The sequence below is a fragment of the Delftia sp. GW456-R20 genome (genome assembly GCF_001622915.1).
Lineage (GTDB): Bacteria > Pseudomonadota > Gammaproteobacteria > Burkholderiales > Burkholderiaceae_C > Comamonas > Comamonas acidovorans.
Genome location: NZ_LWCN01000001.1, coordinates 229,846 through 247,859 on the forward strand (window position 1 = coordinate 229,846; position 18,014 = coordinate 247,859).

Genomic DNA, 18,014 nt, shown 5'->3' on the forward strand with positions numbered 1-18,014 from the left:
TACCAGTACGAAAACAAGAGGCAAAACTTCGTGAACACCTTGTCAGAGACCCGCCCCGCCAGCCTTTGCCTGCGCGCCCAGCCGCTGACCGCCGAGGCCTTTGCCGAGTTTGGCGAGGTCCTGGACAGCACAGGCCACACACCGCTGCTCATCAACGATGGCATGACCGAGCGCTACCACGCCTTGGCCCGCGTGGACACGGGCGGCAGCGAAGGCCATGGGCTGATCAACCTGTTCCATGCCCGGCCCTATGCGCTGCCCCTGCGGCTGACCAGCATGGAGCGCCACCCCCTGGGCAGCCAGGCCTTCATGCCGCTGGATGCACAGCCCTTCATCGTGGTGGTGGCCCCCCTGGGCGAACAGGTGGCAACCGGCGACCTGCGCGCCTTCATCACCAACGGACGCCAGGGCGTGAACTACCGGCGCGGCGTCTGGCACCACTCGCTGATCGCGTTGAATGCGCCGGCGCGCTTCATCGTGATCGACCGTGGCGGCCCTGGCGACAACTGCGACGTGCTGCCCATCGGCGGCGCCGAGGGCGTTGTGCTGGACCTGGACAGCGCGCAGGCCTGAATTCGGCCCGCCCAATGAACCAATGAACAAAGCCGCCCGAGGGCGGCTTTGTGCTGTGTGGCGGCCGGCGGACTCAGGCGGGCACCAGAAAGTCGCGGCTGATGCCCTGGCCCAGGTCGTGCACGCGGTCCAGGAACTGCGTGAGATAGGCGTGCAGGCCCGTGGCCAGGATTTCGTCGATGCGCGCATAGCGCAGGTCGGCCAGCAGGCGGCCTGCCTTGCGCTGGGTCTCGCGCGACTGGGCGTTGGCCACGCTTTCCAGGTTGGCCACCACCTCCAGCATGCTGGCCAGCAGCGAGCGCGGCATGTCGCTGCGCAGCATCAGCAACTCGGCCACGCGCTCGGGTGTGATCACGTCGCGGTAGACCTTGCGGTAGACCTCGAAGGCCGAGACGCTGCGCAGCAGCGCGCTCCAGTGGTAGAAGTCGAACGGCGTGGCCGCCTTGCCCGATGCGCCGTTGCGTGCGCTGCCGTGGTAGTCGCGCTCGATGGCGTGGAACTTCACGTCCAGCAGGCGTGCCGTGTTGTCGGCGCGCTCGATGAAGGTGCCCAGGCGCAGGAAGTGGAAGGCCTCGTCCTGCAGCATGGTGCCCAGCGTCACGCCGCGCGACAGGTGCGAGCGGTGCTTGACCCATTCGAAGAACTGGCCCGGATCGCGCTCCCAGTCGCCCTCGGCCAGCAGGCGCTTGAGCTCCAGCCAGGTCTGGTTCTGGGTCTCCCAGGCCTCGGTGGTCAGCGCGCCGCGCACGGCGCGCGCGTTCTCCCGCGCAGCGCGCAGGCAGGAGGCGATGGACGAGGAGTTGCTCTCGTCGCGCACCATGAAGTGCAGCACGGCCTCGCGCTGCACCTCGCCGTGGCGGGCGGCGTAGGAGGGGATCAGCTCGCTGATGGACAGCACACCCTGCCAGGCCTTGCGCGCCACCTGCGGCGCCTGGGGCAGCATGGAGGTGTCATAGGAGACGTTGAGCATGCGGGCGGTGTTCTCCGCACGCTCCGTGTAGCGGGACATCCAGTACAGATGATCGGCAGTACGGCTGAGCATTCAATGTCCTCCCTCGTTTGACTCACCGGCCCCGAGCACCCAGGTGTCCTTGGTGCCGCCGCCCTGTGATGAATTGACCACCAGCGAGCCCTCCTTGAGCGCCACGCGCGTGAGGCCGCCGGCCACCATGCGCACCTGGTTGCCGCTGAGCACGAAGGGCCGCAAATCGATGTGCCTTGGTGCGATGCCCTGCTCCACCAGGGTGGGGCAGGTGGACAGCGCCAGCGTGGGCTGCGCGATATAGCCGCCGGGATTGGCGATGAGCGCGCGGCGGAAATCCTCGATCTCGCCGCGCGAGGCGGCAGGCCCGATCAGCATCCCGTAGCCACCGGCGCCGTGGACTTCCTTGACCACCAGCTCGTCCAGGTGGTCGAGCACGTAGCGCAGGTCATCGGGCTTGCGGCACAGCCAGGTCGGCACGTTCTGCAGGATGGGCTCCTCGCCCAGGTAGAAGCGGATCATCTCCGGCACATAGGGGTAGACCGATTTGTCATCGGCCACACCCGTGCCCGCTGCATTGCAGATGCTCACGTTGCCGGCACGGTAGGCGCGCATGAGGCCGGGGCAGCCCAGCGTGGAGGTGGGGCGAAAGACTTCGGGGTCGAGAAAATCATCGTCCACGCGCCGGTAGATCACGTCCACGCGCTGCGGGCCGCGCGTGGTGCGCATGTAGACCACATCCTTGTCCACCACCAGGTCCTGGCCCTCGACCAGCTCCACGCCCATTTGCTGGGCCAGGAAGGCATGCTCGAAGTAGGCACTGTTGTGCATGCCGGGCGTCAGCACCACCACCGTGGGCTCGGGCGTGCCGGCCGGTGCGCTGGCGCGCAGGGTCTCCAGCAGCATGTCGGGATAGTGGGCCACGGGCTCCACGGGATGGCGCGAGAACAGGTCCGGAAACAGCCGCATCATCATGCGCCGGTTCTCCAGCATGTACGACACGCCCGAGGGCACGCGCAGGTTGTCCTCCAGCACGTAGTACACGCCCTCGCCCTGGGCATTGGCAGCGCGCACGATGTCGATGCCGGCAATGTGGGCGTAGATGCCGCCCTGCACCGCCAGGCCCCGCATCTCGGGCCGGTACTGGCTGTTGTTCAGCACCAGTTCGCGCGGCACCAGGCCCGCGCGCAGGATCTCCTGGTCGTGATAGACATCGTGCAGGAAGCGGTTGAGCGCCGTCACGCGCTGCACCAGGCCCGCCTGCATTCGCGACCACTCATGTGCGGGAATGACGCGCGGTATCAGGTCGAAGGGGATGAGGCGCTCGTTGCCGGCGCCGCTTTCGTCCTTGTCGCCGTAGACGGCGAACGTGATGCCGACGCGCCGGAAGATGATCTCGGCCTCGGCGCTGCGCGCTCGCAGCGTCTGTTCGGACTGGCGCGCAAGCCATTGCGCGTAGTCCTTGTAGTGCAGGCGCACATCGCTGCCGTCGAACGGCGTCATCGTGTACATCTCGTCAAATGGATGCATTCGTCACCTCCTGTCGCTGCATGTGTACGGGGTCTAGCAAGCTACGGGCCAGCCCTCGTATCGCACCAGTGTAGCGATAGGTAACCTCAATCTGGACAAGCGGTATCCAGCATATGCATCCTGTTCCGCCATCGGCGCACGCCCTATCCGCCCTGCCCCTGCGTGACGTGCACATCCCAATAGCGGCGTGCCCTTTCCCGCTCGCAGACCAGGTGCACGGGGTCCGAAGAGCGCCAGTGCGCCGCGCCGCAGCGGGCCGACTGCACCACGCCGGCGCCATGGGCCTCATAGCGACGCACCACCTCGGGGACAGGATGGCCATAACGGCTGCGATATCCCGCCTGCACCATGGCCCAGCGCGGTGCCAGGGCCTGCACCAGGGCGGTGCTCGATGAAGTGCGGCTGCCGTGGTGGGGCACCAGCAGCCACTGCACGGGCGTGAGGACACCGGCCCTTGCCAGTGACCGCTCCTGCGCAGCCTCGATGTCACCGGCCAGCAAGGCCTGCACGCCAGATGCCGAGCGCAGCAACAGCACGCAGCTGCCCGCATTGGCATGGGCCAGCGCCCGTGCGGAGGGCAACCGTTCGCCGGCAGACGGATGCAGCACCTCCAGCCGCACGCCATCCCATTCCCAGTGCTGGCCCGCCTGGCAGCGGCGCACAGCGCCCAGGCCGGCCAGCGCAGGGTCAAGGATCACGGAATCCGACCCCCAGACCTCCGCCTGCGGCTGCGCGGCATGCACGGCCAATGCACCGCCCGTGTGGTCATTGTCGCGGTGGCTGAGCCACAGGGCATCCAGCCTCAGACCCAGAGCCTGCAGCAGCGGCACCAGCACCCGGTCGCCGGCATTGCTGTCCAGGCCGTACTGCGGCCCCGTGTCATACAGCAGGCTGTGCCGCGCCGTGCGCACCAGCACGGCATTGCCCTGGCCTATGTCCACGGCCATCAGGTCGAACTCGCCATGCGCCGGTGATGGCGACGGCCACCACAGGGCCGGCAGGCACATGGCCAGGCCCCAGCAGCGCCATCCGGCAGGCACCGGAGCCACCAGCGCCAGGCCACCGCACAGCGCAGCCAGCCCTGCCCACAGCGGCGGCTGCGGCAGTTGCACCAGGGCCCATGCCCACTGGTCCAGCCATTGCAGCAGCTCCAGCAGCGGGGCCAGCGCCAGCGCCGCGCCTGTCCACAAGGGCGGCCACAAGGGCCCCAGCAGGGCCAGCGGCGTGACCACGAAGGTCACCCAGGGAATGGCCGCCAGATTGGCCAGCAGGCCCGACAGCGACAGCTGGCCGAACAGCATCAGGCCCAGCGGCGCCAGCGCCAGCGAGATGCGCCATTGCTCGCCCCACAAGGCCAGCGCACGGGCAGGCAGCGAAGGCCGCTGCGCGCCCTGCATGCGCGCATCGGTGGCCAGCAGCACGCCCACGGCCACAAAGCTCAGCCAGAAGCCGGCCTGCCACAGGCCCCAGGGGTCCAGCACCACGACCACGGCCAGCGCCAGGCACCACACGGCGGGCCAGGGCCAGCGCAGTCCGGCGCCGCGCAACGCAGCCACGCTGGCCAGCATGCAGACGGTGCGCTGTGCCGGCAGGCCCCAGCCGCTGAACAGCGCATAGCCGCCCGCCAGCAGCACGCCGGCCAGCAGGGCCGCCTGCGGCGCCGGGCACCACAGGCAGGCCCGTGCGCTGCAGCGCCAAAGCCGCCCCACCACCAGGGCTGCCAGCCAGGCGAACAAGGTGATGTGCAGGCCGGAAATGCTCATCAGATGGGCCACGCCGGTATGCCGGAACAGCGCCCAGTCATCCCGCGCAATGGCCTGCTGATCACCCATGGCCAGGGCGGCCACCACACCCAGCATGCGCGGCGCATGGGCAGGGTCCAGGCCGATGCGCTGCAGGGATGCCGCAAGCGCGGATGTGCGGCCCAAGATGGCGTCGCGCATCTGCTGGCGCCAGCGCTGCAGGGCATGGCTGCCGGTGTCGGCCAGTTGGCGTGCAGCGGGCTGTTCGCGCACATGGCCCGTGGCCTGCACGCCCTGCTCCCACTGCCACAGCTCATAGTCGAAACCATGGGGATTGCGCGCGCCATGCGGGCGCTTGAGCCGCACGGTCAGCGCCCAGCGCTGGCCAGGTCGCAGATCGGGCAGCATGGCAACACCCCTGGACTGCCGGCCCCGGGGGGCGTACCAGGACAGTTCGATCAGTGCAGGAAACGGCGCCAAGACCTCTTCGCTGCCGACGATCCGAGCCTGCTCCACCTCCATGCGCCAGCGCATGCCCTGGGCCATGTTCTGGGGAAGCGATGCCACGACGCCGACGATGCGCAGGTCACGCCCCTCCAACGGCGCAGACAGCGCCTGGCCCGCAAAGTCCTGGGCCCGCCAGCCTGTCAACCCGCCCACCAGCAAGGCGGCGCAGACAGCGGCCCACAGGCGGTGCACACCACGGCCGCGCCAGCCTGCCCATGCCCTCCATGCCAGGCCTGCCAGCCCCATGCCCGCCAAGAGCAGATACATCCACAGCGGCCACAGGCGCGGCTGCGTGACCTGCCAGGCCGCACCGGCCACGCAGCCGAGCAGCAGGGGCGTCCAGGAAGACGGCGAGAGGGTTTGGGCAGGTGCCGCAGGGTGCATCCACACATGCTAGGAGCGGATGCCGCGCAGCCACCATGCACCGCCTCGGATTCAGACAACAATCAGACTGACGGAAGCCCAGGCCCTGACATGCCAGGGTGCAAGGGGCTGTGTCACACTGTCCGCCACCCCGGCACTGGTGCCGGATTTTTCTTGTCTCGAAGGAATCAACGATGAGCGTTTACGAACAACTGAAGGCCCTGAACATCGAACTGCCGTCGCCTGCCATCCCGGCGGCGGCCTACGTGCCCTATGTGCAGACGGGCAATCTGGTGTTCCTGAGCGGCCATATCGCGCGCAAGGACGGCAAGGTCTGGGCCGGCCAGCTGGGCCGTGATCTGCAGACTGCCGACGGCCAGCAGGCCGCGCGCGCCATCGCCATCGACCTGATGGGCACGCTGCAGCATGCCGCCGGCGGCGACCTGGGCCGCGTGCGCCGCATCGTGAAGCTGATGTGCCTGGTCAACTCCACGGGCGACTACACCGAGCAGCACCTGGTGGCCAACGGCTGCAGCGAGCTGCTGGGCCAGGTCTTCGGCGATGCCGGCACGCATGCGCGCAGCGCCTTCGGCGTGGCCCAGATCCCGCTGGGCTCCTGCGTGGAAATCGAGCTGATCGCCGAACTGGCCTGATCGGCATGCCGCCGCAAGGCGCCGCCGTGCTCGCAGGCGGCTAGAAACTCTCCCATTGGCCATCCTCGGCTGCCGGTGCGGCAGGCCGGGGCGCCGAGGCCAGCTTGGGCGCCGCCGCCCTTGCTGCGGCAGGCCGCGCGGCAACCGGCCCGACAGCCGCAGGCGCCACGGCTGCTGCCGGCCGCCTTGGCGCTGCGGCCGCGCTGTGCGCAGTGCGCGCCGCCGGCGCAGCCTGCCTTGCGAGCGTCGTCGGCGAAGGCGCCAGGTGCGCCACCTTGAACACCGCCACTGTCCGCGACAGCTGCTCGGCCTGCTCCCGCAGGCTTTGCGCCGCGGCCGCGCTTTGCTCGACCAGGGCCGCGTTCTGCTGCGTCATCTGGTCCAGCTGTCCCACGGCCTGATTGACCTGGGCCACGCCCGCGCTTTGCTCCGAAGAGGCCGCCGTGATCTCGCCGATGGTGTCGGCCACGCGCTGCACGGACTGCACGATGCCCTCCATGGTGGTGCCCGCGTCGCCCACTAGGCGGGCGCCGTCCTCCACCCGCTCCACCGAGGCGCCGATGAGCTGGCGGATTTCCTTGGCAGCCGCCGCGCTGCGCTGTGCCAGCGTGCGCACCTCGCTCGCCACCACGGCAAAGCCCCGGCCCTGCTCTCCGGCGCGGGCCGCTTCCACGGCGGCGTTCAGCGCCAGGATATTGGTCTGGAAGGCAATGGAGTCGATGACGCCCACGATGTCGGCAATCTGCCGGCTGCTGTCGTTGATGCCCTTCATGGTCTCGACCACCCGGGCCACGACCTCGCCGCCGCGCTGCGCCACCTGTGACGCGCCCGCCGCCAGGCTGCTGGCCTGCTGGGCGCTGCTGGCGCTTTGCTGCAGCGTGCTGGTGAACTGCTCCATGGCGGCAGCCGTCTCCTGCAGGTTGCTGGAGGTCTGCTCGGTGCGCACGGACAGGTCCTGGTTGCCGGTGGCGATCTCGGCGCTGGCGATGGCGATGCTGTCCGTGCTCTGGCGCACCTGCTGCACCATGCCCGACAGCGATTCGCTCATGGCCTGCAGCGAGCGCAGCAGGTCGCCGAATTCATCAGCACGCTGTGCCTGTCCCTGCACGCCTGCGCTCAGGTCGCCTGCGGCAATGCGTTCGGCCAGCTCGCTGGCCTCGGCCAGGGGACGGCGGATGCTGGCAATCAGGAAATGGGCGCCGATGACGATGCACAGCAGCAGCAGGCCCACGGCCGCAGCGGCAAAACCCACGGTGAGCCTGCGCGAGGCGGCCATCTCTTCCTGGCTGCTGCGCACCACCTGCTCCTGCATCTGCACGAAGTCGCGCAGCGACTGCAGATAGGCATCCACGGCAGGGTTGTAGGACTGCTTGACCAGGACCAACGCCTGCTCCTGCCGGCCATCGGCCTTGAGCTGGCGTGCCTGGGCACGCAGTTCGATCATGGTCTTGCGGGCTGCCGCAATCCTGGCCATCTGCGCCTTGTCTGCGTCGGACAGGGGCATGGCTTCCAGTGATTTCTGCACCTCGGTGATCCGCGCCGAGGTGGCGCTGATCACGTCCTTGAACTCGGCCTCGACGGCAGCATCACTGCTGACCACCACGGCCTGGGTGCGGGCTGCGTTGGTTTCGGTCAGCCCCATCCAACGCACGGCGGCCTGGACCCGCGCCTGCATCTCCTGGGTCACCGCCTCGGACCGGGCCTGGACCTGGGCCGAGCGATAGCCCGACAAGCCGACCACGCCCACCAGCGCCACCACGATGGCGGCCACTGCAAGCCACAGCTTGTGTGCCATGCGAAGTCGCAGCATATCCAGTCTCCCTCATTTTGGAAGACTCCATGTTGAGGCCTGGAAGAAGGCCTGGTGGGCGGAAAAACCCAGAGGAAACCCCTGATCCGCCCCTTTCGCGGAGGGCATTGCAGGGGCGGCCGCGCTCTTACTCCACGCGCGTCACGCTCTGCGGCTTGAAGCCCAGGTCGGCCGACTTGCCCTTGCGGCCGCGCGTGCCACGGGCATTGTTGAGACTGCGGATCTCCAGCGTCTCGCTGCGCTCCTTGCCGCCGCGGCCCACGCCATCGATGCGGATGCTGCGCGTGTAGGCGGCAGCGCCCGCCAGCGTGTCCTTGTCCTCCAGGTCGAGCAGCATGAGGCCGCGCCCGCCCTTGGCCATGTGCTTGAGGCTGGCGATCTCGAAGGTGAGGATGCGCCCGCCCGTGGAAGCGCAGATCACATGCGTGGCCGGCAGCAGCAGGCCCGCGCCCTGCTCGCCTTCCTGCGGCTCGGCGCGTGCGCCCATGGGCACGCCGTAGGCCGTGGACGGGGCGCACAGCGTCTCGCCGTCGGCCAGCGTGACGAAGGCCTTGCCCGCCTTCTGGCGCGAGACCATGTCGCTCACCATGGCCACGAAGCCGTAGCCACCCGACCCCGACAGCAGCAGCGCCGTGCCCTCGGCACCGGCGAAGTAGTACAGGATCTGGGTGCCGGCCTCCAGCTCGATGAGCGTGGTCACGGGCTGGCCATCGCCCCGCCCGCCCGGCAGTTGCGCCACCGGCACCGAATAGATGCGGCCGTTGCTGCCAAAGGCCAGCAACTGGTCCACGGTGCGGCACTCGAAGGTGCCGTGCAGGCTGTCGCCGGCCTTGAAGCTCAGCGTGCCCGCATCGACGCCATGGCCCTGGCGCGTGCGCACCCAGCCCTTGTCCGAGATGATGACCGTGGTGGGTTCATCGACCACCTTGACTTCGGCGACGACCTTCTTTTCCTCCTGGATCAGCGTGCGGCGCGCATCGGCGAACTGCTTGGCATCGGCCTCGATCTCCTTGCAGATCAGGCGGCGCATGGTGCTTTCGCTGCCCAGGATGTCTTCGAGCTTGCCTTGCTCCGTGCGCAGTTCCTTGAGTTCCTGCTCGATCTTGATGGCCTCCAGCCGCGCCAGCTGGCGCAGGCGGATCTCCAGAATGTCGTCGGCCTGGCGCTCGGACAGCGCAAAGGCATCGATCAGCGCCTGCCTGGGCTCGTCGCTGGCCCGGATGATGGCGATGACCTTGTCGATGTTCAGCAGCACGGCCTGCCGGCCTTCGAGGATGTGGATGCGGTCCAGCACCTTGGCCAGCCGGTGCTGGCTGCGCCGCGTGACCGTGGTCTGGCGGAAGGCGATCCATTCCTCGAGCATCAGGCGCAGGCTTTTCTGCACCGGGCGGCCATCCAGGCCGATCATGGTCAGGTTGATGGAGCTGGACGACTCCAGGCTGGTATGCGCCAGCAGCGCCGTGATCAGTTCCTGCTGCGGCACCTTGCCGGTCTTGGGCTCGAAGACCAGGCGCACCGGCGCATCCTTGCTGGACTCGTCGCGCACGCCGTCGAGCACGGCCAGCATGCTGGCCTTGAGCTGGGTCTGTTCCTGGCTCAAGGCCTTCTTGCCGGTCTTGACCTTGGGATTGGTGATGTCCTCGATCTCTTCGAGCACCTTCTGCGCCGAGACGCCGGGCGGCAGCTCGGTCACCACCATCTGCCACTGGCCGCGCGCCAGCTCCTCGATCTTCCAGCGCGCGCGCAGCTTGAGGCTGCCACGGCCCGTGCGATAGGCGTCCTGGATGTCGGAGGCGCTGCTGATGATCTGCCCGCCACCCGGATAGTCGGGGCCGGGGATGATCTGGAACAGTTCCTCATCGCTGAGCTGGGGCCGCTTGATCAGGGCCACGCAGGCATCGGCCACCTCGCGCAGGTTGTGGCTGGGGATTTCCGTGGCCAGGCCCACGGCAATGCCGCTGGCGCCATTGAGCAGGGCGAACGGCAGGCGCGCGGGCAGTTGCTGCGGCTCCTGCGTGCTGCCGTCGTAGTTGGGCACGAAGTCCACCGTGCCCATGTCGATCTCGTCGAGCAGCAGGCCCGTGATCTTGGACAGGCGCGCCTCGGTGTAGCGCATGGCGGCTGCGCCGTCGCCGTCGCGGCTGCCGAAGTTGCCCTGGCCATCGACCAGCGGATAGCGCTGGTTGAAGTCCTGCGCCATGCGCACCAGCGCGTCGTAGGCCGACTGGTCGCCGTGCGGGTGAAAGCGGCCCAGCACATCGCCGACCACGCGTGCGCTCTTGACGGGCTTGGCCGCCGTGTTGTGGTTGGGACCGCTGTAGCTCAGGCCCATGCGGTCCATGGCGTACAGAATGCGCCGCTGCACGGGCTTGAGGCCGTCGGTCACATCGGGCAGTGCCCGGCCCTTGACCACGGACAGTGCGTATTCGAGATAGGCCCGTTGCGCGTACTGGCCCAGGTCCAGTGCATCGCCGGCCGCCTGTTGTGCCAGATCCAGAGAGGTTTGGTCGCTCATGAAGAAATCGTGATCTCAAAAAATGCAATGAATGCCGCTCATTGCGGCGTGGGCAGTCCTGTGGGCAGCGTCATGCGCACCCGGGGCGTGGTGCCCGGCAACGCCGCTGCTGCAGGCGCTGCAGGGCCCGCGCGCTCGCGCCCGCCCTGCAGCTGCTCGTAGATGCCGAGCACGGCCTTCACGTAATTGCGGGTTTCCTGGAAGGGAGGGATGGCCTGGCCCGCGCGCCGCACGGCGCCCTCGCCTGCGTTGTAGGCGGCCAGCACCAGGTCCAGCCGGCCGGGGAACAGCCCCATCAGATGGTTGAGGTAGCGCGCGCCGGCCGGCACGTTGACGGCCGGATCGGCCAGTTGCTGCTGCACGCTGCGCTGGCGGCTGGCCTCCACGCCGAAGCGCTGGGCCGTGGCCGGCATCAGCTGCATCAGGCCGACCGCCCCCTTGGGCGAGATGGCCTGCGCGTCAAAGCCCGACTCGACGGCGATCACGGCCTTGAGCAGGTCGTAGTCCACGCCCGTGTGGTCCGCCGCCTTGCGCAGATGGCCGCGCACGCTCTTGTAGCGCGGCGAGATGTCGAAGAAGCTTTGCAGCCGCGTATGCGCCTGCAGCCTGCGGCCGGCATCGCCGCTGCCGTCAGCGTCGGCGGCGGCCTCGGCCTGCACCATCGGGGGCTTGAGCCCCTGCTCGGTGCTGTCATAGACCGAGCCGCGAAAGTACAGCCTGTAGCGCTCGTCCAGCGCCTCGGCAGCGAAGTGCGTGATGCCGCGCTCGTCCACGAAGGCCCAGAGATCGGCATGCGCCGGCCGCGCCAGCCCCCACAGCGCCAGGGCCAGGCCCAGCGCCGCCAGCGCGCGCACCCCGGCGCCGCGCGCCAGGTGCGGGCGGTGCTTCAGGGCGGCGCGGAGCACAGTCATGGGTCAGATGTCGACTTCAATGGCGTCGCCATGGAGCTCCATGAGCTCGCGGCGCGCTGCGGCCTCGCCCTTGCCCATGAGCTTGGTGACGACCTGCTCGGCCGCCGCGAAGTCCAGGTTCATGAACTGCACGGGCAGCAGGCGGCGCGTGTCGGGGTTGAGCGTGGTCTCCCACAGCTGCTCCGCATTCATCTCGCCCAGGCCCTTGAAGCGGCTGATCTGGCATTTCTCGCGCGGCACGCCGTCCTTGGCCGATTTGTCCAGGATGGCGGTCAGCTCGCCCTCGTCCAGCGCGTACATCTTGGCCGCAGGCTTCTTGCCGCGCGCAGGCACGTCCACACGGAACAGCGGCGGCAGCGCCACATGGATGTGGCCGGCCTCGATGAGCTTGGGGAAATGGCGGAAGAACAGCGTCAGCAGCAGCACCTGGATGTGCGAGCCGTCCACGTCGGCATCCGAAAGAATGCAGACCTTGCCATAGCGCAGGCCCGACAGGTCGGGCGTGTCGTTGGGGCCATGCGGGTCCACGCCGATGGCCACCGAGATGTCATGGATTTCGTTGTTGGCGAACAGCCGGTCGCGGTCCACCTCCCAGGTGTTGAGCACCTTGCCGCGCAGGGGCAGCACGGCCTGGGTTTCCTTGTTGCGGCCCATCTTGGCGCTGCCTCCGGCCGAGTCGCCCTCGACCAGGAAGACCTCGTTCAGGCTCAGGTCGCGGCTTTCGCAATCGGTGAGCTTGCCCGGCAGCACGGCCACGCCCGAGCCCTTGCGCTTTTCGACCTTCTGGCCCGCCTTCTGGCGGGTCTGCGCGGCCTTGATGGCGATCTCGGCCAGCTTGCGGCCCCATTCCACGTGCTCGTTGAGCCACAGCTCCAGCGCGGGGCGCACATAGCCGCTGACCAGGCGCACGGCATCGCGAGAGTTCAGGCGCTCCTTGATCTGGCCCTGGAACTGCGGGTCCAGCACCTTGGCGTTGAGCACATAGCTGGCGCGCGCAAAGACGTCGTCCGGCATGAGCTTGACGCCCTTGGGCAGCAGCGAGTGCATCTCGATGAAGGCCTTGACCGCCTGGAACAGGCCGTCGCGCAGGCCGCTGTCATGCGTGCCGCCGGCGGTGGTCGGGATCAGGTTGACATAGCTTTCGCGCAGCGGTGCGCCGTCCTCGGTGAAGGCCACGCACCAGGCGGCGCCCTCGCCTTCGGCAAAGCTGTCGTGGTGGCGGTCGGCAAAGCCCTCGCCCTCGAACAGGGGGATGACCGCCTCGCCATGCAGGCTTTGCTGCAGGTAGTCGCGCAGGCCGCCCTTGAACTGCCAGGTCTGGGTGTCGCGCGTCTTCTCGTTGACCAGGGTCACCGAGACGCCGGGCATGAGCACGGCCTTGCTGCGCAGCAGGTGCATCAGCTCGCCCATGGGCAACTGGGGCGATTCGAAATAGCGGGCATCGGGCCACACGCGCACGGTCGTGCCCTGCTTGCGTTCGCCCGCGGCCAGCGGCCGCGACTGCAGGGGCTCGACCACGTCGCCGCCCGAGAAGGCGATGGTGGCCACCTTGCCCTCGCGGTGGATGCAGGCCTCAAGGCGCGTGGCCAGCGCATTCGTGACCGAGACGCCCACGCCGTGCAGGCCGCCCGAGAAGCTGTAGGCGCCGCCCTTGCCCTTGTCGAACTTGCCGCCCGCATGCAGCCGCGTGAAGACCAGCTCCACCACGGGCGCCTTTTCCTCGGGATGCATGCCGAAGGGGATGCCCCGGCCGTCGTCTTCGACGCTGTAGGAGCCGTCGGAATGCAGGGTGAAGCGGATTTTCTTGCCGAAGCCGGCCAGTGCCTCGTCGGCCGCGTTGTCGATCACCTCCTGCAGCACATGCAGGGGGTTGTCGGTGCGCGTGTACATGCCGGGACGCTGCTTGACGGGCTCAAGGCCCTTGAGCACGCGTATCGAGCCTTCGGAGTATTCGCTGGCGGAAGTGGGAGATGGTTTGACTGCCATGGGGGCGGATTGTAGTGCGCGGCCCGGCTCAGTGCTGGATGCATTCACAGTCATTGACAGTGACTATCCCGAAAAAGCCGCTGCCATCAAGGGCCGCGCTGGCGCATGGGAGACCCAAGCGGCACAGCGCAAAACCCGGAGTTTCGCTAAAGTTTGCCGCATGCAAAAAAACAACCAACCCATGTCCATGGTGCAGATACTGCTGTGCGGGGGCGCAGTCGTGACGCTGTCCATGGGAATCCGCCATGGCTTCGGCCTGTGGCTGCAGCCCATCACCCAGGAGATGGGCTGGACGCGCGAGTCCTTCGCGCTGGCCATCGCCATCCAGAACCTGTCCTGGGGCGTGCTCGGCATCTTCGGCGGCATGCTGGCCGACCGCTTCGGCGCCTTCCGCGTGCTCCTGGTGGGCGCGCTGCTATATGCGCTGGGCCTGGCCGGCATGGCCATGGCGCCCACGACAACCTGGTTCGCCCTGACGGCCGGCGTGGTGATCGGCGCAGCCCAGGCAGGCACCACCTATGCCGTGATCTACGGTGTGCTGGGCCGCCAGATTCCCGTGGCGCGGCGCAGCTGGGCCATGGGCGTGACGGCGGCGGCGGGCTCCTTCGGCCAGTTCTTCATGGTGCCCGTGGAAGGCAGCCTGATCGCGAACTTCGGCTGGTCCAACGCCCTGCTGCTGCTGTCGCTGTGCGCGCTGATGATCATTCCGCTGGCCTTCGGCCTGCGCGAGCCGGGCTTCCAGCCCGGCAACGCCCGTCCCGTGCGCGACCAGAGCGCGGGCCAGGCCGTCGCCGAAGCGCTGCGCACGCCCAGCTTCGTGCTGCTGACGGCCGGCTACTTCGTCTGCGGCTTCCAGGTGATGTTCATCGGCGTGCACATGCCCAGCTACCTCAAGGACTACGGCCTGGCACCGCAGGTGGCCAGCATCTCGCTGGCGCTGGTGGGGCTGTTCAACATCGTTGGCACCTACGTGGCCGGCAACCTGGGCCAGCGCCTGCCCAAGCGCTACCTGCTGTCCACCATCTACTTCACGCGCTCGGTGGTGATCGTGCTCTTCCTGCTGGCGCCGCTGACGCCCTGGTCGGTCTACATCTTCTCTGCCGCCATGGGCCTGCTGTGGCTGTCCACCGTGCCGCTGACCAATGCCACCGTGGCCCAGATCTTCGGCGTGCAGCATCTGTCCATGTTGAGCGGCATGGTGTTCTTCAGCCACCAGGTGGGCAGCTTCCTGGGCGTTTGGCTGGGCGGCTATCTCTATGACCACACGGGCAGCTACCAGGTGGTCTGGTACCTGGCCATCGGCCTGGGCGTGGCCGCCGGCCTGCTGAACCTACCCATACGCGAAGCCCCCGTGGCACGGTTGCGCGCAGCCCAGGCCGCTGCCTGACATGACGACATCCATGACGACATCCACCAGGCCCCGCCCACGCATCCTGCGCAGGCTGGCGCTGTGGGCCGCCGTGCTTATGGTGCTGGGCCTGGTCTTCATGCTCTACCTGCAGCCGCAGTTCATGCTGGGCATGGCAGACCAGATCTGGGCCTGCTTCTGAAATGGAAGCGGCAGCGGCGAAGGCCTGGCGGCACAATGTCGGCCGCTTTCACTTTATTTCCAAAATTGCACATGCACGCAGCCACGCCGCCCTCGTCCTGGATCCAACGCTGGTCGCACCTTCTGGCGCCCCAGGCCTCGGTGCTTGACGTGGCCTGCGGCCCCGGCCGGCACATGCGCTGGTTCCATGCGCGTGGCCACGCCGTCACCGGCGTGGACCGCGACGCCCAGGCCCTGGCCGGCCTGCAGGGCGTGGGCGAGCTGCTGTGCGCCGACATCGAAAACGGCCCCTGGCCCCTGCCCGGCCGGCAGTTCGGCGCCGTGGTCGTGACCCACTATCTGTGGCGCCCGCTGTGGCCGGCGCTGCTGGGCAGCGTGGCTCCCGGCGGCGTGCTGCTGTACGAAACCTTTGCCCAGGGCAATGAGGCTTTCGGCAAGCCTTCCCGCCCCGATTTCCTGCTGGCGCCCGGCGAGCTGCTGCAGGCCTGCGCGGGCTGGCACATCGTGGCCTACGAGCACGGCCAGCTGGGCGAGCCCGATCGCATGGTCCAGCGCATTGCGGCACTGCGCCCCGATGCAACAGGCAGGGAACCCGTGGCCATGCTGGCGCATCAGAAGGCGTCAGGCTCTGCAATCGCCTGAATCCCTACAGGCGCCCGCCTTGGGCCTGCCTCCGACACTCGTTAGAATGATCCTTTCCCGTTTTTTCTTGCGGACATGACATCCTCCTCCGTCGCTCTCACTGGCAGCATCGTTGCCCTCATCACGCCCATGCACGAGGACGGTAGTGTTGACTACCCGGCGCTGCGAAAACTCATCGATTGGCATGTGGCCGAAGGCACGGACTGCATCGGCGTGGTGGGAACGACAGGTGAATCCCCCACCGTCAACGTGGAGGAGCACTGCGAAATCATCCGCGTGTCCGTCGAGCAGGCCGCAGGCCGCGTGCCCGTGATGGCCGGCTGCGGCGCCAACAGCACGCACGAAGCCATCGAGCTGGCCCGCTACGCCAAGAAGGTCGGCGCCGACAGCCAGCTGCAGGTCGTGCCCTACTACAACAAGCCCACGCAGGAAGGCCAGTACCAGCACTTCAAGGCGATTGCCGAAGCGGTGGGCGACCTGCCGGTGGTGCTCTACAACGTGCCCGGCCGCTCCGTGGCCGACATGCAGCACGACACCGTGCTGCGCCTGGCGCAGATCCCCGCCATCATCGGCATCAAGGAAGCCACGGGCAACATCGAGCGCGCCCAATGGCTGATCCGCGAAGTGCCCAAGGACTTCGGCGTGTACTCCGGCGATGACCCGACCGCTGTGGCCCTGATGCTGTGCGGCGGCCACGGCAACATCAGCGTCACGGCCAACGTGGCACCGCGCTTGATGAGCGATCTGTGCAAGGCGGCCCTGGCCGGCGATGTGCGCACCGCCATGGACATCCAGCTGCGCCTGATGCCCGTGCACAAGAACCTCTTCGTCGAGGCCAACCCCATTCCCGTCAAGTGGGCCGCAGCGCGCCTGGGCCTGTGCGGCCCGGCCATGCGCCTGCCGATGACACCTCTGAGCAAGAACCTGGAAGCCACCGTGGAAGCCGCCCTGGGCTCCGCTGGCCTGCTGTGAGGCGCCCCGCCCCACCGACCGAACGCACCAAGGATATTCGCGTGAAACAGCCCATTGCACGTCTGAGCCTGCTGAGCCTGGCCATCGGCCTGACAGCCTGCACGACCACGTTCCAAGAGAGCAAGATCGACTACAAGAGCGCCGGCAAGCAGCAGGCGCCCACCCTGGAAGTTCCCCCGGATCTGACCCAGCTGTCCACGGATTCGCGCTATGCCGTGCCCGGCGGCGTGGTCTCCGCCGCAGCCATGGAAGCCAACTCCAAGGCGCAAAAGCCCAGCGAAGGCCGCACGGCCACCGTTGCAATGGGTGATGTGCGCATCGAGCGCAACGGCGAACAGCGCTGGCTGGTGATCAAGCGCCCGGCCGACCAGCTGTGGGAGCCCGTGCGTGACTTCTGGCTGGAAAACGGCTTCATCTTCACCACCGAAGACCGCCAGCTGGGCATCATCGAGACCGACTGGGCCGAGAACCGCGCCAAGATCCCGCAGGACGTGATCCGCAAGACGCTGGGCAAGGTCTTCGACGGCCTGTACTCCACCAGCGAGCGCGACCGCTTCCGCACACGCCTGGAGCGCTCGGCCGACGGCTCCACCGAGGTCTACATCACGCACCGCGGCATGCAGGAGGTCTACACCAGCGCCCAGAAGGACCAGACCATCTGGCAGCCGCGCCCCTCCGACCCGGAACTGGAAACCGAATTCCTGCGCCGCCTGATGGTCAAGCTCGGCGTGAGCCAGGAGCAGGCCGATGCCGTGGCCAAGGCCAACACCACCACGGCAGCCGCCACCGGCAGCGTGCGCATGGAATCCGCCAACGGACAGCCCGTGCTGCAGATCGACGAAGGCTTTGACCGCGCATGGCGCCGTGTCGGCGTGGCCCTGGACCGCACGGGCTTCACCGTGGAGGACCGTGACCGCAGCCGCGGCATCTACTTCGTGCGCTATGTCGCGCCTGACGCCAAGGTCGAGCCCAAGGGCTTCTTCGGCAAGCTGTTCAGCCGCTCGCCCGATGCGGCCGCGCCGGTCAAGTACCAGATCCAGGTGCGCAGCGAAGGCGACAAGTCCACCGTCACCGTGCTCAACACCCAGGGCCAGCCCGAGACATCGGCCAATGCCCAGCGCATCGTGCGCGTCATCACCGACGACATGAAGTAGGCAAGCCTCTTTTCGGGCCTTGGGGCGGCAGCGTCTGCCCTTGGCTTGCAGCCACCGCGCAGTCATTTGCCGGTGGCTTTTTTACTGGACCACAGCAAAGCGAAGGCGAAAAAAAACCGCAGCCC

14 protein-coding genes are annotated in these 18,014 nt (G+C 68.0%); 7 read left to right on the plus strand and 7 right to left on the minus strand.

From position 1 onward, the window contains the following. Positions 1-30 precede the first annotated feature (30 nt). The gene (locus A4F85_RS00960) at positions 31-573 is read left to right on the plus strand and encodes an ureidoglycolate lyase (protein WP_063325364.1); all 543 of its coding nucleotides are present in this window, start codon (positions 31-33) and stop codon (positions 571-573) included. A 73-nt stretch (positions 574-646) separates the two neighbouring features. Here the strand turns inward: A4F85_RS00960 and A4F85_RS00965 are convergent, their stop codons facing one another. From A4F85_RS00965 to A4F85_RS00975, 3 genes are all read right to left on the minus strand, one after another. Then, positions 647-1,615 (minus strand): alpha-E domain-containing protein, encoded by a 969-nt coding sequence (locus A4F85_RS00965; RefSeq protein ID WP_012206877.1) that lies wholly within the window; start codon positions 1,613-1,615, stop codon positions 647-649. Beyond that, positions 1,616-3,085 (minus strand): circularly permuted type 2 ATP-grasp protein, encoded by a 1,470-nt coding sequence (locus tag A4F85_RS00970; protein WP_012206878.1) that lies wholly within the window; start codon positions 3,083-3,085, stop codon positions 1,616-1,618. A 143-nt stretch (positions 3,086-3,228) separates the two neighbouring features. Beyond that, positions 3,229-5,718 carry a DNA internalization-related competence protein ComEC/Rec2 gene (locus A4F85_RS00975; RefSeq protein ID WP_063325365.1) on the minus strand — a complete coding sequence of 830 codons (2,490 nt, stop codon included), beginning with the start codon at positions 5,716-5,718 and terminating at the stop codon, positions 3,229-3,231. A 173-nt stretch (positions 5,719-5,891) separates the two neighbouring features. Here A4F85_RS00975 and A4F85_RS00980 point away from each other — a divergent pair, with 173 nt between their 5' ends. After that, on the plus strand, positions 5,892-6,350 hold the full coding sequence (locus tag A4F85_RS00980) for a RidA family protein (RefSeq protein ID WP_012206880.1): 459 nt from the start codon (positions 5,892-5,894) through the stop codon (positions 6,348-6,350). Between the two features lie 40 nt (positions 6,351-6,390). On the opposite strand, the gene A4F85_RS00985 is transcribed toward A4F85_RS00980, so the two are convergent. From A4F85_RS00985 to A4F85_RS01000, 4 genes are all read right to left on the minus strand, one after another. Then, positions 6,391-8,160 carry a methyl-accepting chemotaxis protein gene (locus A4F85_RS00985; protein WP_063325366.1) on the minus strand — a complete coding sequence of 590 codons (1,770 nt, stop codon included), beginning with the start codon at positions 8,158-8,160 and terminating at the stop codon, positions 6,391-6,393. Between the two features lie 127 nt (positions 8,161-8,287). Then, positions 8,288-10,675, minus strand: a complete 2,388-nt coding sequence (parC, locus tag A4F85_RS00990) for a DNA topoisomerase IV subunit A (protein WP_063325367.1) — start codon at positions 10,673-10,675, stop codon at positions 8,288-8,290. Between the two features lie 38 nt (positions 10,676-10,713). Beyond that, the gene (locus tag A4F85_RS00995; RefSeq protein ID WP_063325368.1) at positions 10,714-11,586 is read right to left on the minus strand and encodes a lytic transglycosylase domain-containing protein; all 873 of its coding nucleotides are present in this window, start codon (positions 11,584-11,586) and stop codon (positions 10,714-10,716) included. 3 nt (positions 11,587-11,589) lie between these two features. Beyond that, complete coding sequence (locus tag A4F85_RS01000; RefSeq protein ID WP_012206884.1) at positions 11,590-13,572, minus strand: DNA topoisomerase IV subunit B; 1,983 nt, start codon at positions 13,570-13,572, stop codon at positions 11,590-11,592. A gap of 160 nt (positions 13,573-13,732) precedes the next feature. Between A4F85_RS01000 and A4F85_RS01005 the strand changes: the two genes are divergently transcribed. The 5 genes from A4F85_RS01005 to bamC all read left to right on the plus strand — a co-directional run bounded on the left by A4F85_RS01005 (position 13,733) and on the right by bamC (position 17,889). Beyond that, positions 13,733-14,959, plus strand: a complete 1,227-nt coding sequence (locus tag A4F85_RS01005; protein WP_063325369.1) for an MFS transporter — start codon at positions 13,733-13,735, stop codon at positions 14,957-14,959. A 13-nt stretch (positions 14,960-14,972) separates the two neighbouring features. Further along, positions 14,973-15,122 (plus strand): hypothetical protein, encoded by a 150-nt coding sequence (locus A4F85_RS30795; protein ID WP_180319011.1) that lies wholly within the window; start codon positions 14,973-14,975, stop codon positions 15,120-15,122. A gap of 71 nt (positions 15,123-15,193) precedes the next feature. Further along, positions 15,194-15,763: a class I SAM-dependent methyltransferase gene (locus A4F85_RS01010; protein WP_063325370.1), complete on the plus strand. Its 570-nt coding sequence runs from the start codon at positions 15,194-15,196 to the stop codon at positions 15,761-15,763. 75 nt (positions 15,764-15,838) lie between these two features. Beyond that, positions 15,839-16,735, plus strand: a complete 897-nt coding sequence (dapA, locus tag A4F85_RS01015) for a 4-hydroxy-tetrahydrodipicolinate synthase (protein WP_012206888.1) — start codon at positions 15,839-15,841, stop codon at positions 16,733-16,735. Positions 16,736-16,776: 41 nt separating this feature from the next. Then, the gene (gene bamC / locus A4F85_RS01020) at positions 16,777-17,889 is read left to right on the plus strand and encodes an outer membrane protein assembly factor BamC (protein ID WP_013801116.1); all 1,113 of its coding nucleotides are present in this window, start codon (positions 16,777-16,779) and stop codon (positions 17,887-17,889) included. Positions 17,890-18,014: the final 125 nt, after the last annotated feature.

Coding starts and splice junctions, on each gene's coding strand:
- dapA (WP_012206888.1), top strand. CDS start 15,839: ATGACATCCTCCTCCGTCGCTCTCACTGGCAGCATCGTTGCCCTCATC.
- A4F85_RS01000 (WP_012206884.1), bottom strand. CDS start 13,572: ATGGCAGTCAAACCATCTCCCACTTCCGCCAGCGAATACTCCGAAGGC.
- A4F85_RS01010 (WP_063325370.1), top strand. CDS start 15,194: ATGCACGCAGCCACGCCGCCCTCGTCCTGGATCCAACGCTGGTCGCAC.
- A4F85_RS00975 (WP_063325365.1), bottom strand. CDS start 5,718: ATGCACCCTGCGGCACCTGCCCAAACCCTCTCGCCGTCTTCCTGGACG.
- A4F85_RS00980 (WP_012206880.1), top strand. CDS start 5,892: ATGAGCGTTTACGAACAACTGAAGGCCCTGAACATCGAACTGCCGTCG.
- A4F85_RS00995 (WP_063325368.1), bottom strand. CDS start 11,586: ATGACTGTGCTCCGCGCCGCCCTGAAGCACCGCCCGCACCTGGCGCGC.
- A4F85_RS00965 (WP_012206877.1), bottom strand. CDS start 1,615: ATGCTCAGCCGTACTGCCGATCATCTGTACTGGATGTCCCGCTACACG.
- A4F85_RS01005 (WP_063325369.1), top strand. CDS start 13,733: ATGCAAAAAAACAACCAACCCATGTCCATGGTGCAGATACTGCTGTGC.
- A4F85_RS30795 (WP_180319011.1), top strand. CDS start 14,973: ATGACGACATCCACCAGGCCCCGCCCACGCATCCTGCGCAGGCTGGCG.
- parC (WP_063325367.1), bottom strand. CDS start 10,675: ATGAGCGACCAAACCTCTCTGGATCTGGCACAACAGGCGGCCGGCGAT.
- A4F85_RS00985 (WP_063325366.1), bottom strand. CDS start 8,160: ATGCTGCGACTTCGCATGGCACACAAGCTGTGGCTTGCAGTGGCCGCC.
- A4F85_RS00970 (WP_012206878.1), bottom strand. CDS start 3,085: ATGCATCCATTTGACGAGATGTACACGATGACGCCGTTCGACGGCAGC.